Origin of the sequence: Variovorax sucrosi (genome assembly GCF_051216635.1) — a bacterium.
Lineage (GTDB): Bacteria > Pseudomonadota > Gammaproteobacteria > Burkholderiales > Burkholderiaceae_C > Variovorax.
Genome location: NZ_JBPJZU010000011.1, coordinates 107,539 through 123,427, shown reverse-complemented (window position 1 = coordinate 123,427; position 15,889 = coordinate 107,539). Strand labels below are relative to the sequence as shown.

Here is a 15,889-nt window from a genome sequence, read left to right as displayed (position 1 = left end):
AACATTGCGGGAGGAGTTTCCATGCAACCAGACCTTGCGATGCCGACTGATCCGGAAGAGCGGCCGACGCTGCTCAAGAGCTCTCTGACCTTCCCGGTCATGGGCATCGGCGCGTCCGCGGGCGGGCTCTCCGCGCTGCAGCGTTTTCTCGAGGCCATGCCGGCCGACAACGGGATGGCCTTCGTCGTCGTGCTGCACCTGTCGCCGCACCACGAAAGCAACGCGGCGGCCATCTTGCAGCGCAGCACCGGCATGCCGGTGCTGCAGGTGCTGGCGCCGACGCCGGTCGAAGCCAACCGGGTGTACGTGATCGCGCCGAACTGCGACCTGTCGATGAACGATGGCTGGCTGCGCGTGGCCGAGCCGACCCGCACGCGTGGGCCCCACGTCGCCATCGATCTGTTCTTTCGGGCGCTGGCCCAGGTGCACGAAGAGCGCGCCGTCTGCGCGGTGTTCTCGGGCACCGGCTCCGATGGCGCGGTGGGGCTCAAGCGCGTGAAGGAAAAAGGCGGCCTGACCCTGGCGCAGTCGCCCGAGGACGCCGAATACGACGAGATGCCGCGCGCCGCCATCGCGACCGGGCAGGTCGACTTCGTGCTGCCGGTGGCCGAGATGCCCCAACGGCTGCTCGACCTCTGGCGCAACGCACAGCGCATCTGGCTGCCCGCGCCGCCGCCCGACGGCGACGGAGAGAGCCTGCCGGCGGAGGCACTCGGCCCACTCGCCATGGCCGAGCAAGCGCTGCAGGCGATCATGGGCCAGCTGCGCGCGCGCACCGGCCACGACTTTCGCCACTACAAGCGCGCCACGGTGCTGCGCCGCGTCGAGCGCCGGCTGCAGGTGTGCGGCGTGCCCGACCTGCCCAGCTACAGCCGCCATCTGCAGGAGCACGCCGAGGAAAGCGCGGCGCTGCTGCAGGACATGCTCATCAGCGTGACCAACTTCTTCCGCGACCGCGAGGCCTTCGAGGCGCTGGAGCGGGAGGTGATCCCCGAGTTGATGGACGCCCGGCCAACCGACGATCCAGTGCGCGCCTGGGTGGCGGGCTGCGCCACTGGTGAGGAAGCCTATTCGCTGTCGATCCTGCTGCGCGAACGTGCCGAGCGGCGTGGGCTGACACCGGGCGTGCAGATCTTCGCCACCGACATCGACGAGCGGGCCCTTTCAATCGCCCGGGCGGGGCTCTACCCGGCCGCCATCGCTGCCGACGTGCCGCCCGCGCGTCTGGCGCAGTACTTCAACCGGGATGGCGACGACTACCGGGTCGCCAAAGGGGTGCGCGAGCCGGTGCTGTTCGCGGCGCACAACGTCATGCGGGATCCGCCCTTCTCGCGGCTCGACCTGATCTGCTGCCGCAACCTGCTCATTTATGTCGGGCGCGAAGCGCAGACCAGCATCCTCGAGATGTTCCGCCTGGCGCTGCGGCCGGGCGGCTACCTGTTTCTGGGCAGCTCGGAGTCGGCCGAACTGGTGACCAACCTGTTCACGGTGGTGGACAAGAAGCACCGTATCTACCGCGCCAATCCGCATGCGAACGTGGTGCGCCATCTGCCGCTGGCCGGCGCCGGGCCGGTGCCGACGGGGCGGCCGATCGTCGCGCGCCAGGCAGCGCCGCGCGAGCGCAGCCGATCGTCGGTCGCGGAGCTGCACGCGCGGGCGAGCGAGCGGGTGGCGCCGCCGAGCGTGCTGGTCGACGCCCACATGAACATCCTGCATCTTTCGGAAGGGGCCGGCCGCTACCTGCAGCAGTCGGGCGGCGTGCCGACGGCGGAATTGCTGCAAAACGTGCATCCTTCCTTGCGGCTGGACCTGCGCACCGCGATGGCCAAGGCCGCGCAGAGCGGCGGCCGGGCGGTGGTCCGCGACGTGGCGTTCGAGCGCGACGGCCAGCGCCACTACGTCCACATCTCGGCGGCACTGGTGCCGTCCGACGATGGTCCATCGCCGCTCACGCTGGTGGGCTTCGAAGAGGGCGAGGCCCCGGCCGATTCGGCGGCGCTGTCGGGGGAGTCGGTCGAACTCCGGCGCATCGGCCACCTGGAGAACGAGCTGTCGCAGCTGCGCGACCACCTGCGCCACACCATCGAGCAGGCCGACCTGTCGACCCAGGAACTGAAGGCTTCGAACGAGGAGCTGCAGGCGATGAACGAGGAAATGCGCTCGGCCGCCGAAGAGCTGGAAACCAGCAAGGAAGAGCTGCAGTCGATGAACGAGGAACTCATCACCGTCAACTTCGAGCTCAAGACCAAGGTCGAGGAAACCGGCAAGGTCAACGACGACCTGCAAAACTTCATCGTGGCCTCCGATGTGGCGACCGTCTTCATCGACAGTGGCATGCGCATCAAGCGCTTCACGCTGCAGGCGACGCGGATATTCAACGTCATCAACACCGACCTCGAGCGCTCGCTGCTGGACATCACGCACCGGCTGGACTATGAGGACCTCAGCGCCGACATCGAGCAGGTGTTCCAGCAACTGCGCATCGTGGAGCGCTCGGTGCGCAGCATCGACGAGCGGCACTACCTGGCGCGCATCCGGCCCTACCGCACCGCCGACGACAAGATCGCCGGCGCGGTGCTGAGCTTCGTCGACGTCACCGAGCTGCGCCGCGCCGAGCAGCGGGTGGTCGCGACCGAGGAGCGGCTGCGGCTTGCCGCCCTCACCACGCGCGACTACGCCATCATCACCACCGACGACGGCGGCTGCATCAACACCTGGAACGAAGGCGCGCGCCGCCTGTTCGGCTACCCCGAGGACGAAGCGGTGGGGCAGCCGATCGACCTCATCTTCACGGCCGAGGACCGCGCCTCCGGCGCACCGGCGCGGGAAATCGGCACGGCGCGCGCGGTCGGGCGGGTCGAGGACGAACGCTGGCATCGGCGCAAGAACGGGTCGATCTTCTTCTGCAGCGGCGTCATGACGCCGATCGCCGACGCCAGCATCGGCGGCTTCGTGAAGATCGCCCGCGACGTGACCGACAGCAAGCAGAAGGAAGCCGCCCGCGAGGCGATGCTCCAGCGGGAGCGGCGCGACAGTTCGCAGGCCCGCAGCGCCATCGAGCTCAAGGACCAGTTCCTGGCCGTGATGTCGCACGAGTTGAAGCATCCGCTGAACCTGATCCAGGTGAATGCGGAGCTGCTCATGCGGCTGCCGGAACTGCGCGAGCTGCCCGCGGTGCAGCGGGTGGCCATCAGCATCCGGGGCGCCGTCCGCAGCCAGGCGAAGATCATCGACGACCTGCTCGACCTGTCGCGCGCACGCACCGGCAAGCTCAAGCTCAACCGGGAGCCGGTGCCCCTCTCGGTCATCGAAGCCGTGGTTGCCTCGGCCGAGGAGGACGCCGCCAGCAAGAACATCGCGCTGCGGTGGGTGTGCGACGCGCCCGGGCTGGTGCTGCCCTGCGACCGCGTGCGCACCGAGCAGATCGTCTGGAACCTGGTGCACAACGCGATCAAGTTCACGCCACCGGGCGGGCGCATCGTGGTCACCGCGACGCGCGACGAGGGCTTCCTGCGCCTGTCCGTGGCCGACACCGGCGTGGGCATTGCGCCGGATTTCCTGCCCAAGGTCTTCGGCATGTTCAACCAGGCGCATGGCACCCCCGGCAGCAAGGATGGCGGGCTGGGCATCGGTCTGGCGCTGGTGCAGGAGCTCAGCCGGGCGCAGGGCGGGCGCGTCCTGGCGACGTCGCCCGGCATCGGCGAGGGCGCGACCTTTACCGTCTGGCTGCCGGTCGATGGCGGCGTGGACCGCGCGGCGCACGGCGATGCCAGCGCCGATGTGCTGCAGGGGCTGCGGATCCTGGCGGTCGACGACATGACTGAAGCCCTGCTGCCCTTCGCGAGTGTGCTGGAGAGCGAAGGTGCGGTGGTGCGCACCGCCTCAAGCGCCGCCGATGCGCTCGAGTTGCTCGCGCACGAGCGCTTCGACCTGCTCATCTCCGACATCGGCATGCCGGAGATGGACGGCTACCAGCTGATGGCCAAGATCCGCCAGTCGCCGCCGATGGCGCGCTTGCCCGCGATCGCCGTCACCGGCTACGGCCGCGCCGCGGATGTGGAGCGCGCCTTGCGCGAGGGCTTCCAGGCCCATGTGCCCAAGCCGGTCGACTTCGAGGCGCTCAAGACCGTGGTGGCGGGCCTGCGCTTGCGCGCCACCCCGCACGGCTGAGCGTTCAGCGCCGCGGCACGGCGCGTGTGCGCCGTGGGCTGCGCCGTCGCAGCGTCACATAGGCCAGCCCGACGACGGCGGCCAGCACGACTGCCTTGCGGGCCGCCCCCACCGGGTTGTGTCGGAGTTCGGCGCGGCCGCCCATCTCGGCATAGACGTTCGGCACATGGCCGCGTGCGAGGTCCGACAGCAGGCCTTCGCCCACGTTCACCCGGTCGGCGAACAGCAGCAGCAGCCAGTGGCGCAGGTCGTTCTCGCTGAAGCCGAAGGCATAGCGGCGGATGCTGCCGCTCAGGCCGCTCGGCGCGGGACCGGTGCCGAAGATCGGCGGCCGCACCGGGTGTTCGGTCGACATCAGCACCTCGATGCGTTCGGGTTGCGGCGTGGGCTGCTCCCAGTGCACGCCCTCCAGCCGCGGCGGCGTGCGCTCGCGCGGATAGGCCGGCCGATTGGCGTGGTCGAGGTCGGCGCCCCAACCGGGGATGTGGGCGTAGCGGTCGGGTGTGTCCATGGCGGTTCCTGGTTCTCCCATGTTCAGACGGTCACGCCGGGCGGAATCAGCACCGGCTTGATGCAGTGGTCGAGCTTGCTCGAGAAGAGGTGGTAGGCGTCGGCGGCATCCTCCAGCGGTATCCGATGGGTGATGACCTTGTGCGGCTCGATGCGGCCGGCCTGGATGTGCTCGATCAGCCGCGGCAGGTGGCGCTTCACGCTGGCCTGGTTCATCCGCAGCGTCAGGCCCTTGTTGACTGCATTGCCGATCGGCACCAAATTGAAGGTCGGGCCGTACACGCCCACGATCGACACCACGCCGCCCTTGCGCACCGAGTTGATCGCCCAGTGCAGCGCGGTGGCCGCGCCGGCCTGCATCTTGAGCTTGACGCCGGTCAGGCTCTGCAGCGCGCTGCCGCTGGCCTCCGCGCCCACGCAGTCGATGCAGACATCGGCGCCGAGCCAGTCGGTCATCTTCTTGATGTGCATCGCCATGTCGTCGACCGTCTTGAAGTCCACCGTCTCGCACTGCGCGAACTGCCGGACGAATTCGAGCCGGTACTCGACGCAGTCGACCACGATCACCCGTCCCGCGCCCAGCAGCCAGGCCGACTTGGCCGCGAAGATGCCGACCGGGCCGGCACCGAAGACCACCACCGTGTCGCCCTCGCGGATGCCGCCCATCTCGGCCGCCTGGTAGCCGGTGGGGAAGGCATCGGTGAGCAGCACCGCGTCTTCCAGCAGCAGCTGGTCGGGGATCTTGGTCGGGCCGACATCGGCCATCGGCACGCGCACGTACTGCGCCTGCCCGCCCTGGTAGCCGCCGGCGGTGTGCGAGTAGCCGTAGATGCCGCCGACCGCGGTGGCCTGCGGATTGGTGTTGTGGCAGTTGCCGTAGAGCTCGCGCTGGCACCAGTAGCAGGTGCCGCAGAAGACGTTGAAGGGCACCAGCACGCGGTCGCCGATCTTCAGGTTCTGCACCGAGGCACCGATCTCCACCACGGTGCCGACGAACTCGTGGCCGAAGACCGTGCCCACCCGCGTGTCGGGCACCAGGCCGTGGTACAGGTGCAGGTCGGAGCCGCAGATGCACGCGCGCGTGACCTGCACGATGGCGTCGTTGGGATGCTCGATCACCGGGTCGGGCACCTCGGTCACCCGCACCCGGTAAGGCCCGCGGTAGTTCATCGCTCGCATGAAGGTCCTTTCGAAGAGTGCTTTCGCAGGGCACACCGCGTGCCCGGGCCGCTCACTCGCGGCCGGAGGCGTCGCCCTGCAGCGCGCGCATGAAGCGCCGCGCCTGGTCCTGCGGCCGGCCTTCCGTATCGGGGCTGTCGCCCGCGTCGACCGCCAACGGTGCCAGGTCGGTGGTGGTGAAGGGGCGCGCGGTGCGACCGCGCTCGACCAGCGCCATGCGCAGCGACAGCCGCCATTCGAAGGGAATGTCGACCGCGCCGTCGAGCAGCCGTGCCGCCAGTCGGGCAGCCTTAGGGCTCAACGCCTGCGCCGCGTGATAGTGCTGGGACAAGGTCATGGCGTGCCGTGGTGGATGCGGCTGCGCGGGCAACCGGCGTGCCTGGCGACCGATCGGGGCGGGCCGGCATGCCGATTGCTCCCACGCGGCGCACAACCCCAGCCCGGAGGAAACCGATGTCGATTGCACGGCTCAGACAGGTCGCGCGGCAAAAACTGCCGCTCAATGTCTCCGACGACGACGAGGTCGACGAACTGCGAGTCCTGATGGCCGCCGGCCTGATCGCCGCCTTGCCCTTGCGCGTGCCGCTGGCGCCGGAGGAGGAAAACGCAGCGCGCGTTCACATGGTCCGCGTGCTGGCGATCACGCCCGATGGCCGGCGCTTGCTCGCACGCAATGCGGCCGAGTCGGGCGGGCAGGAGAAACCGCACTGAAGCGGCGCCACCGATCGCCACCCCATTCGTGAGCGGCCGGCGCGATCAATCCGAACGCTGCTTCTTGGCCCGGTGGTTTGGCTCCTCGTACGGCGAGCTTCCGTCGCTGCCGGAGCGGCCGACGGGTGCGTCGCCCGGCGAAACCTCCCGATCGCGCGTGATGGCCGGGCCATCGTTGGGCCCGACGGCCGCGTCGTCGTCCGGGTCGTTGCCGCGCGTTTCCGCGGTGGTCTTCGCGGTCTGCTTCATCGCCTTCTCGGCCGGGGTGCTGTGGGTGGCACGTTCGGGGGTTGTCATGGTCGTTTTCCTGTGTCGATGTCAGGCAACGGCAGACGTCGGCAACACGGTCGGCGCGGTCGGGGTCAGTGTCTGGTCGGCGGTCTCGCGCTCGGTGCGTGGCTTGCCCTGCGCCTGGGCTTCGATCAGCGCGACCATGGCGGCGGCCGTGCCGTCCCAGGAGGTGCCGGCCACCACCGCTGCCCATGCGGCTTCGGCCTGTGCGCGTTGCTCGGGGGTCTGCGCCAGGGCCTGCTCGCAGGCGGCGACGAAAGCATCGGGCGTGTCGGCGATGGCCACGATGCCGGCATAGGGCGTGACCACGTCGCGGATCGGGGTGCTCACCACCGGCTTGCCGGCCGCCATGTATTCGAGCGTCTTGGTCGGGCTGATGAAGCGGGTCGCCTCGTTCAGCGCGAAGGGCATCAGGCAGACGTCCCAGCCGGCGATCAGCGCGGGCAGGTCGGCATAGTCCTGCTGGCCCAGCCAGTGGATGTTGCCGCGCTGCGGCAGCGAGGCCGGATCGATCTTGACCACCGGGCCGACCATCACGATCTCCCAGTCGTCATGCGCCTGCGACAGCGCATCGATGAGGCCGAGGTCCACCCGCTCGTCGATCACGCCGCAGTAGCCGATGCGCGGGCCGCCGATGTGGGCCTGCGCGGCGTGCATGGTGTCGCCGTCCACCCCCTTCGAGAAGTGGGCCGCGTCGACGCTGCTCGGGAAGCAGTGCACCCGCGGATGCCGGTCGCGCTTCGATTCGTAGAGGCTCTGGCCGCCGGTGAAGACGAGATCGGCCATCTTGAACAGGGCGTTCTCGCGCTGCAGCAACTGGCGTGGTGCGTGGCGAAAGGCGGCCAGCTCGTCCATGCAGTCGTAGATCACGCCACCGGGGTGCAGGCCGGCCGCGAGCGGCATCGCCATCGGCGTGTAGAACCACAGCCAGTAGTCGTTCATCGCCCGCGCCTTCAGGTGGTCGGCGAGCATGGCCTGCAGCTGCGGGATGTGGTCGTCGTGAAAGCCAGGCGCGCTCCCGGTCAGGTGCGGCCGCAGCACCTCCACGCCGACGCACGGTTGCAGCCGCTCGAGCGCGGCACGTTCCGCGTGGGGCACCGGCTCTTCGACGAAGACCACCGAGAATCGCTTGGCGAGGCGCGACAGCAGCTGCTGCGGGCGCTGGTAGACGAAGTCCCAGCGCAGATGGGAGAAGACGATCAGAGTGGTCATGGCAGGTCCTGTGGAGTGGATGGAGAAAGGGAAGGCGGGGTCGGAAACCAAGGCATCGGCCGCAGCGGCATCGGGCGCCGGCACATGGGCCTGCCACTGCCGAAGCCGCTGCGCCAGCGGCGCGTGCAGCACGCGCGGCAGCGCGGCGGTGTCGTCGGGGTGCGCCCGGGCGGCGCCGCGCACGTCCCACAGCCCGCTGCGGTGCCACTGGCTGGGCGTTTCCCAGTCGGTGCGGTCGACCAGCGGATACAGGCACACGCCATGCAGCGGCACGCCCCGCGCCTGGGCGCGCAGCACGGCCTGTGCGATGTCCTCGAACCAGGGGGTGCGGCCGATGCCGACGTGGCCGGTTTCGGCGACGAACAGCGGCCGCCGATACCGTTGCCAGACGTCGTCCAGCAGTGCATCGAAGGGCCGCCGTCGCGGGTCGGACAGGTGCCAGAAGAGCCGCTCTTCCGACGGCCAGGCCCACTGGTTGCTGTGGTAGTAGTTGATGCCCAGCAGGTCGAGGTAGCGCGGCGCGCCGCCCAGCCCGGGCTCGAGCCGGCCCGAGAGCAGGTCCCAACCCTGGTACTGCTGCTCGACGAGCGCGGCGGCATCGCGCATCGCCCGCTCGTCGGCATGCTCGCCCACCACATGGATCACCGGGTCGGTGTGGACGATGCGGGCATTCGGCGCCACGCTCCACAGCGCATCGCAGCCGGCGATGGCCGCGCGCGCCAGTCGGCACTTCAGTTCCCAGCCGCGCGCGGCCGGGCCGGGCTGGTAGGGGTGGACCAGGTTTGTCGTGCCGGCGGCCCAGCTCAGGAACGAGATCTCGTTGATCGGCTGGTAGACGGGGGCTGATTCGCCGTCGCGCTTCAGGGCCCGCGCCACCGCCCCGCAGAAGTCGGCAAATCGGTGCGCAAAATCTTCAGCGAAAAAGTCCACGCCCGGCGGCAGCCCGTAGTGATGCAGCGTCCAGATGACCTGCAGGCCGTGGCGACGGGCGCTGCGCGCGGTGCGCAGCGCCGCGCTCAGGTCGAGCCGGCCCCGCGCATCGGTCGATGCGCGCCAGCCAATGCTCTCGCGGATGGTGCGGATGCCGAACGGCGCCAAGGCGGCGTGGTCTTCGTCGAGCCGGCCCACGTGGCCGTTGCTGCGCCGCAGGTTCAGCGCCATGCCGTGGCTGTTGAGGTGGTCGGCCCCCTCGTAGCCGCCCATCCAGAAGGAACGGAAGGGCGTCTCGTGAGCCGGGTGCGCGTGGCCCGCGGTCGATGCGCGTGCGTCGGGGGAGGGGATGAGGGGCGTCACGTTGGCGGCAAGGTGGGCGCTTCATCGAAGGCCGATGTCGCTCTGCCTGCATGGCAACCGACATGCCACCCCCTTCGCCCGCCGGTCGGCCCGCCGGCGCGGCGCTCAGTCCTTGGGCTGGTTCACCGGCATCTCCTCGGGCCGGGGCACCGGTTCGCGGTTGGTTTCCGAGGTCTGTTCTTCGTGCATGCCGAAGATGTCGAGGTCGTCGTGCTTCGCGTTGCGCACGTCGCTGCGCTTGTCGCTCATGCGTTCCTTGGGCGCCGGCCCGGCCACATCGCCGCCGGGCGTCTGCTTGCCGGTGAACTTCTCGCCGGCGCCGATGTTGTCGACGCCGCCGTCGGTGGTGGGACGGGTACCGTCGCCGCTGCTGCTGACCGGGTTGGACTGAGCCATGGGGATCTCCTGGGTAAAAGAATCAAGCGACGTTGGTCTGCTCAGGCGGGCACGCTGCTGTCCTGCGCGATGCGCGCGAACAGCGCGAGGCTCTGCGCCACCACCTGGTCCATGTTGTAGTAGCGGTAGGTGCCCAGGCGGCCGGTGAAGCTGACACCGGGCGTCTGTTCGGCCAGCGCCTCGTAGCGCCGGTACAGCGCGGCGTTCTCCGGCGCGGGGATCGGGTAGTACGGGTCGCCCTCGTCGGTCGGGAACTCGCGCGTGATGCTGGTGCGCGGATGCGTCTGGCCGGTCAGGTGCTTGTACTCGGTGATGCGGGTATAGGGCACTTCCGGCGAGGGGTAGTTCACCACCGCGACCTGTTGCAGCTGCGGCTGGTCGAGGGTGCTGTGCTCGAAGCGCAGCGAGCGGTAGGGCAGCTTGCCGTAGCAATAGCCGAAGTACTCGTCGACCCGGCCGCTGTAGACCAGGTGGTCGTGCGGGATCACGTCGCGAACCTCGGCGTAGTCGGTGCTCGGCAGGAAGTGGATGTTGGGGTGGTCGATCATCCGCTCGAACATGCGGGTGTAGCCCTCGCGCGGCATGCACTGGTAGCGGTCCTGGAAGTAGCGGTCGTCGGCATCGGTGCGCGTCGGCACGCGCGAGGTGACCGAGCGGTCGAGCTCGGTCGCGTCGCGGCCCCACTGCTTGCGCGTGTAGCCCTCGAAGAAGGTGCGATAGAGCGCCTCGCCGACCTGGCTCACCACCACGTCACGCGAGCTGCGGATCTCGGCCATTGGCGTCGCCCTTGCGGCAAGAAATGCCACCGCCGCCTCCGAATCCATCTGCAGCCCGTAGAGCTTGTTGAGCGTCGTCAGATTGATCGGCATCGGCAACTGCTGGCCGTCGACCTCGGCCAGTACGCGGTGCTCGTACGGCCGCCATGCGGTGAACTGCGACAGGTAGTCGAGCACCTTCTCCGAGTTGGTGTGGAAGATGTGCGGGCCGTAGCGATGGATCAGGATGCCGGCCTCGTCGAGGCCGTCGTAGGCGTTGCCGCCGATGTGGTCGCGCCGATCGATGATGAGCACGCTGCGACCCAGCTGGCTGGCCAGTCGCTCGGCCAGCACGCAGCCGGCGAAGCCACCGCCGACCACCAGATGGTCGACGCCCTGATCGAGGCGAAAGGAGGAGGCGGGCATGGAGTTCCTTGTGAGAGCCGTTGAAAGATCGGTGTCACAGGGCAACGCGCATGCCCGCGGGCGAGATCGCGGTTCGATGTCCGCTTTCGGCGCGCGCTTTGACGCGCCCGCTCGCAGACTCCGACCTTTCAATCACGGGAGGTCGGAATGGGTTCGCTGGCAGGCAAGACGGTCATCATCACCGGCGCGAGCTCGGGCATCGGGCAGGCGGCGGCGCTGCTGTTCGCGGCGGAAGGCGCGGCGCTGGTGCTGGGTGCGCGGCGAGAGTCGGCGCTGGATGCCCTCGTCGCGCGCATCGGTGCCGCCGGCGGGTGCGCGGTGCGGCTCGCCGGTGACGTCCGCGACGAGCAGTTCGCGGCCGACCTGGTGGCCCTGGCGCTCTCGCGCTTCGATCGACTCGATGCCGCCTTCAACAACGCCGGCACGCTCGGGCCGCTGGGGCCCACGCCCGAGATCGCCCTGGCCGACTGGAACGAGACCATCGCAGTGAATTTGAGCGGCGCCTTCCTGGCGGCCAAGCACCAGATTCCGGCCATGGTCCGGCAAGGTTCGGGCAGCGTGATCTTCACCTCCACCTTCGTCGGCCACACGACGGGCTTTCCGGGCGTGGCCGCCTACGCGGCCAGCAAGGCCGGCCTGGTGGGCCTCACGCAGGCCCTGGCCACCGAGTTCGGCGCGCAGGGCATTCGCGTCAACGCGCTGCTGCCCGGCGGCACCGACACGCCGATGGCCCGTGCGATGAACAGCACGCCCGATGCTCTGGCGAAGGTGGCGAGCCTGCACGCGCTGCAGCGCCTCGCGCGCCCGGAAGAACTGGCGCGCGTGGCGCTTTTCCTGGCGTCGGAAGCCGCGTCCTTCGTTACCGGCTCGGCCTTGCTGGCCGATGGTGGGGTGTCGGTCTATCGGGCCGGTTGACGTGCAGAAGCCAACCGGCTTTGCCGGGCCAGCCAGACGAACACAAGGCGGCGCGTTCCTAGCCCCTTCGTCATCACGCAACCGTGAGCACGATCTTCCCCTGGATGTGCCCGCGGGCGGCTCGTTCGTGCGCCTTCTGCGCATCCGCCAGCGCAAAGGTGCTGTCGATGGCGACGCGAACCGTCCCCGCATCGAGCAAGCGTCCGAATTCAGCGAGCTGCGGGCCGTTCGAGCGCACCTGGGTCGTTGAGACCGTGAGGCCTCGCGCTGCGGCGTCCTCGGCGCCGGAGAAGCCCAAAGGGAACACCGGGAACAATGCGCCGCCGCGCTTCAGCGTGCGCAGGAAACGACCCGTGGTGGGACCGCCGAGGGTGTCGAGGACGAGATCGAGGTCGCGCGCGGCCTCCTCGGGAGCGCTCTGGGTGTAGTCGATGAATTCGTCCGCCCCGAGTTCGCGCAGGAACGACGCCTGCGTGCCCGATGCCACCGCGATGACGGACGCACCCTTCCATTTCGCCAGTTGCACGGCGAAGTGCCCCACGCCGCCGGCCGCGCCGTTGACGAGCACCTTTCTGCCGTCGAGCGGAACCGGGCGATGGCGTTCCGCCTGCAGCGGGTTGGGATGCTCGTGCCCCAGTGCGATCAGGAACTGCCAGGCGGTGAGTCCTGCCATGGGCGCCCCCGCCGCGTGCACATGGTCGATGCCGGCTGGCTTGAGCGCCAGGTCCGACGCGGGCGCGGCGACGTACTGCGCATAGGCCGCGCTTTCCCCGTAGCTGGGAAAGCGGACCATGCCGAAGACTTCGTCGCCGACGGCGAAGCCTCGGACATCCGCCGCGACGGCCTCAACCACGCCCGACACGTCCGACCCCGGAATGGCCGGCAAGGGCACCGGCGGCCGCCAGTCGGGAGGAAGCATCTTGTGCCCGTCGCGCAGGTACCAGTCGGGCGGGTTGATGCCCACCGCGTGAACGCGAACGCGCACCTCGCCGGACTTCGGTTCGGGGACCGGTGCGTCCTCGTAGCGCAGCACCTCGGGGCCGCCGAACGCGTGCAGCCGGATCGCCTTCATCGTCTTTGACGTCATCGCTCTCTCTTTCACCTTCAGGGGGTTGTTCGTGTTGGAACACATCAGGCCCCGAGTGTGGATATCCGCCTTCGGTTTGATAATCCTTCACAGACTCACTTCTTCAGTGCCATGACGGAACAAATCAGCTTGGAGCGTCTTACCGGCATCGTCGCGTTTGCGCGCGCGGCGTCTTACGGCAGCTTCACGGCGGCGGCGCAGTCGCTGTCCGTCTCTCCCTCGGCCGTCAGCAAGACGATCCAGCGCCTCGAGCAGCAACTGGGCCTGCGCCTCTTCACACGAACGACCCGCTCGCTCGTCCTGACGCCGGAGGGGCGCGAAATGCACGAGCGCGCGTTGCACCTGCTGCGGGCTGCCGAAGAGGTCGTCCAGGCAGCGGCAGCGGTGCGGTCCGAGCCCTTCGGAACGCTCAAGGTCGCAGCGCCGCTGCCCATCGGCACGCGCCTGCTCGCGCCGGCGCTGCCGGCATTTCGGCGTCGCCATCCCAAGCTCAACATCGACCTGCGGCTGAATGACCGGTTCGTCAATCTCGTGGAGGAAGGGATCGACGTGGCGATACGCATCGGCCATCTCGCAGACTCCAACCTGATCTCGCGCGGCTTCGCTTCGGTCCGGGTGGGCGCGTTCGCTTCGCCGGCCTATCTGGCGGCGCGGGGAACGCCTCGCAAGCCCGAGGATCTGCGGGATCACGACTGCGTGAATTTTCGCTACCAGACCTCGGGGCAGACGATGCGGTGGATGTTCAAGGTCGCCAGCCGAACCATCGAGTTCACGCCCGACGCGGCGATCGTGGTGGATGTCAGCGACGCGGTCGCGGAGGTGTTGGCCGCCGGTGGCGGCATCGGCATGGCGGCGTCATGGATCGCGGCACCTTACGTCGAGCGGGGATTGCTGGTGCCCGTTCTTGCCGAGTTCTCGGTCGACGGCGCGACGATCACCGCCGTCTGGCCCGAGAGCCGACGCGCAAGCCCGAACGTCAAGGCGTTCATCTCGTTTCTCGAGGAGGTGTTTCCGTCACCCGCGCCGTGGGATGCCACGATCGCAGCCGGCGCCTTGCGACAGGCAGCCGTCACGCCGTGACGCAAACGGCCCGCCGGGGGTGCGAGCAAAGCGTGAGCAGGACAATAAAAAATCCGGAAGAGCTTGCACTCTTCCGGATTGCCGCCAGGAATCAAAGATCTGGCTGCAGCCCGCATGGAATCTCGATGTCGTTGGGACGGAGGCAAAATGTGCCCCCAAATGTGCCCCCACCCGGACAAGGATGCCATGAAACTGACCGACGCCAAGCTGCGCAACCTGAACCAGACCGGCAAGCACGCCGACGGGCGCGGCCTCTATCTCGAGGTGACCGCCGCCGGCGGGCGCTACTGGCGCCTCAAATACCGCTTCGCCGGCAGGGAGAAGCGCCTGGCACTGGGCGTGTACCCCGAGGTCGGATTGAAGGACGCCCGCGACAAGTGCGCTACCGCCAAGCAGGCGCTTGAGCGTGGCGAGGACCCCGGAGCGTTGCGCAAGACTGCCAAGGCGAGGGCAGTGCACGAGACGGCCAACACCTTCGAAGCCGTCGCGCGTGACTGGCTCGGGCACCAAGCCGGTCGCTGGGAAGCGGTGACGCTCGGGCGCGCCACGGCCTCGCTCGAGGCCGACATCTTCCCGACCCTCGGCAGCCGACCGATGGCCAGCATCACGGCACGCGATGTGATGGATGCGGTGAGGAAGATTGAAAAGCGCGGCGCCGGCGAGATGGCGGCGCGGGTCCTGCAGCGAATCAAAAGCGCTTTCCGCTATGCCGTGACCAACGGGCGCATCGAGCACAACCCCATGCTCGACCTGGTGCCGTCGGAGATCCTCAAGGCTCGCCGAGTGCAGCACCGTCCCGCGCTCGCTGAGCGCGAACTACCAACGTTCTTCGAAAAGCTGGCCGCCTACGACGGTGACCCCCACACCCTGCACGCTCTGCGCCTGTTGATGCTGACCGCGGTGCGCCCAGGCGAAGTGCGCGGCGCGCGTTGGACCGAGTTCGACCTCGAGGCTGCGCTTTGGCGCATCCCGGCCGAGCGCATGAAGATGCGCTCGGAGCACCTAGTCCCCTTGTCGTTGCAGGCCGTCGAGGTGCTCAAGGCGATGCAGCCGTTGAGCGCTGACCGAGAGCTGGTCTTTCCGAGCCCGTTCTATCCCAGCAAGCCGCTCAGCGAGAACACCATCAACAGCGCGCTCGCGCGCATGGGCTACAAGGGCACGGCCACCGCGCATGGATTCCGCTCGCTGTTTTCGACCGTCGCCAATGAAGCGGGCTGGGACCCCGACGTGATTGAGCGCCAGCTCGCTCATGTGGAGCGCAATCAGGTGCGCGCTGCGTACAACCGCTCGACTTATTTGCAAGACCGCGAAAAGCTCATGCAATGGTGGGCTGACTACCTCGACGGCCGCAAGGGCGGCAAGGTATTGGCGCTGCGCAGGCGCAAGGCATGAGCCGAGCGTATTCGCTCAACTTCTCATCCAAAAATCGCTACGCCAAGCACCGGTCATCCCCAAGGACCCCCAATGTTGTGCGGCCGCTACAAAGGCCGAAAACTTTTCTTGGCATCGCCATTTCACACGTTCTGTTGACCGGCCAACAGATCGTGATTGGGGTGGTTCCGCTTTGAATTTGCACAAGATTCAAGAAGGGTACGGGACCACTTGTTGATCGTTGCTGCATCCTCGACACTCGATTCCAGCAGAGCTCATCGCACCTCGCGAAGCTCTGTGAGAGGTCGTCGCTGCGGCCACCTGAACCGTGATCGCAGCGACGCCGACTCGAGCACCCGAACCAGAGATTCTGATGCCCACCTTCTCCAGGTGGCACGAGCTTAGGTGAAACCGGCCGCGCGGTCCAGCTTGGATTCGCGTCGCCAGTCGGGTGGTCGGGTGCCTTCCAACCCACGAAGAAAGGCCTTCATTT

Annotated in this window: 13 protein-coding genes; 5 read left to right on the top strand and 8 right to left on the bottom strand. The window is 68.5% G+C overall.

Going from position 1 to position 15,889, the window contains the following annotated elements:
* The first annotated feature begins 21 nt into the window (after positions 1 to 21).
* Entirely contained in the window at positions 22 to 4,170 is a 4,149-nt protein-coding gene (locus ACSFBE_RS21140) for a CheR family methyltransferase (RefSeq protein ID WP_435492378.1), read from the top strand.
* A 4-nt stretch (positions 4,171 to 4,174) separates the two neighbouring features.
* Here ACSFBE_RS21140 and ACSFBE_RS21135 read toward each other — a convergent pair whose 3' ends face one another.
* The 3 genes from ACSFBE_RS21135 to ACSFBE_RS21125 are packed head-to-tail and all read right to left on the bottom strand — an operon-like array spanning position 4,175 to position 6,196.
* On the bottom strand, positions 4,175 to 4,681 hold the full coding sequence (locus tag ACSFBE_RS21135) for a hypothetical protein (RefSeq protein WP_435492377.1): 507 nt from the start codon (positions 4,679 to 4,681) through the stop codon (positions 4,175 to 4,177).
* Between the two features lie 23 nt (positions 4,682 to 4,704).
* A complete protein-coding gene (locus tag ACSFBE_RS21130) occupies positions 4,705 to 5,859 on the bottom strand; it encodes a zinc-dependent alcohol dehydrogenase (RefSeq protein WP_435492376.1) in 1,155 nt (384 codons plus the stop codon).
* A 52-nt stretch (positions 5,860 to 5,911) separates the two neighbouring features.
* Positions 5,912 to 6,196 (bottom strand): hypothetical protein, encoded by a 285-nt coding sequence (locus tag ACSFBE_RS21125; protein WP_435492375.1) that lies wholly within the window; start codon positions 6,194 to 6,196, stop codon positions 5,912 to 5,914.
* Positions 6,197 to 6,312: 116 nt separating this feature from the next.
* Between ACSFBE_RS21125 and ACSFBE_RS21120 the strand changes: the two genes are divergently transcribed.
* Positions 6,313 to 6,570: a hypothetical protein gene (locus ACSFBE_RS21120; protein ID WP_435492374.1), complete on the top strand. Its 258-nt coding sequence runs from the start codon at positions 6,313 to 6,315 to the stop codon at positions 6,568 to 6,570.
* Positions 6,571 to 6,615: 45 nt separating this feature from the next.
* Here the strand turns inward: ACSFBE_RS21120 and ACSFBE_RS21115 are convergent, their stop codons facing one another.
* From ACSFBE_RS21115 to glf, 4 genes are all read right to left on the bottom strand, one after another.
* Entirely contained in the window at positions 6,616 to 6,867 is a 252-nt protein-coding gene (locus ACSFBE_RS21115; protein ID WP_435492373.1) for a hypothetical protein, read from the bottom strand.
* Positions 6,868 to 6,888: 21 nt separating this feature from the next.
* Positions 6,889 to 9,366, bottom strand: a complete 2,478-nt coding sequence (locus ACSFBE_RS21110) for a glycosyltransferase (protein WP_435492372.1) — start codon at positions 9,364 to 9,366, stop codon at positions 6,889 to 6,891.
* Between the two features lie 105 nt (positions 9,367 to 9,471).
* Entirely contained in the window at positions 9,472 to 9,762 is a 291-nt protein-coding gene (locus ACSFBE_RS21105; protein WP_435492371.1) for a hypothetical protein, read from the bottom strand.
* Positions 9,763 to 9,803: 41 nt separating this feature from the next.
* A complete protein-coding gene (glf, locus tag ACSFBE_RS21100) occupies positions 9,804 to 10,943 on the bottom strand; it encodes a UDP-galactopyranose mutase (RefSeq protein WP_435492370.1) in 1,140 nt (379 codons plus the stop codon).
* Positions 10,944 to 11,090: 147 nt separating this feature from the next.
* Between glf and ACSFBE_RS21095 the strand changes: the two genes are divergently transcribed.
* Complete coding sequence (locus tag ACSFBE_RS21095; protein WP_435492369.1) at positions 11,091 to 11,858, top strand: SDR family oxidoreductase; 768 nt, start codon at positions 11,091 to 11,093, stop codon at positions 11,856 to 11,858.
* 73 nt (positions 11,859 to 11,931) lie between these two features.
* On the opposite strand, the gene ACSFBE_RS21090 is transcribed toward ACSFBE_RS21095, so the two are convergent.
* On the bottom strand, positions 11,932 to 12,990 hold the full coding sequence (locus ACSFBE_RS21090; RefSeq protein ID WP_435492368.1) for an NADP-dependent oxidoreductase: 1,059 nt from the start codon (positions 12,988 to 12,990) through the stop codon (positions 11,932 to 11,934).
* A 66-nt stretch (positions 12,991 to 13,056) separates the two neighbouring features.
* On the opposite strand from ACSFBE_RS21090, the gene ACSFBE_RS21085 reads away from it, so the two are divergent.
* Together ACSFBE_RS21085 and ACSFBE_RS21080 are read left to right on the top strand one after the other, a co-directional pair.
* The gene (locus ACSFBE_RS21085; RefSeq protein WP_435492367.1) at positions 13,057 to 14,025 is read left to right on the top strand and encodes a LysR family transcriptional regulator; all 969 of its coding nucleotides are present in this window, start codon (positions 13,057 to 13,059) and stop codon (positions 14,023 to 14,025) included.
* A 186-nt stretch (positions 14,026 to 14,211) separates the two neighbouring features.
* Complete coding sequence (locus ACSFBE_RS21080; RefSeq protein WP_435492366.1) at positions 14,212 to 15,417, top strand: tyrosine-type recombinase/integrase; 1,206 nt, start codon at positions 14,212 to 14,214, stop codon at positions 15,415 to 15,417.
* Positions 15,418 to 15,889: the final 472 nt, after the last annotated feature.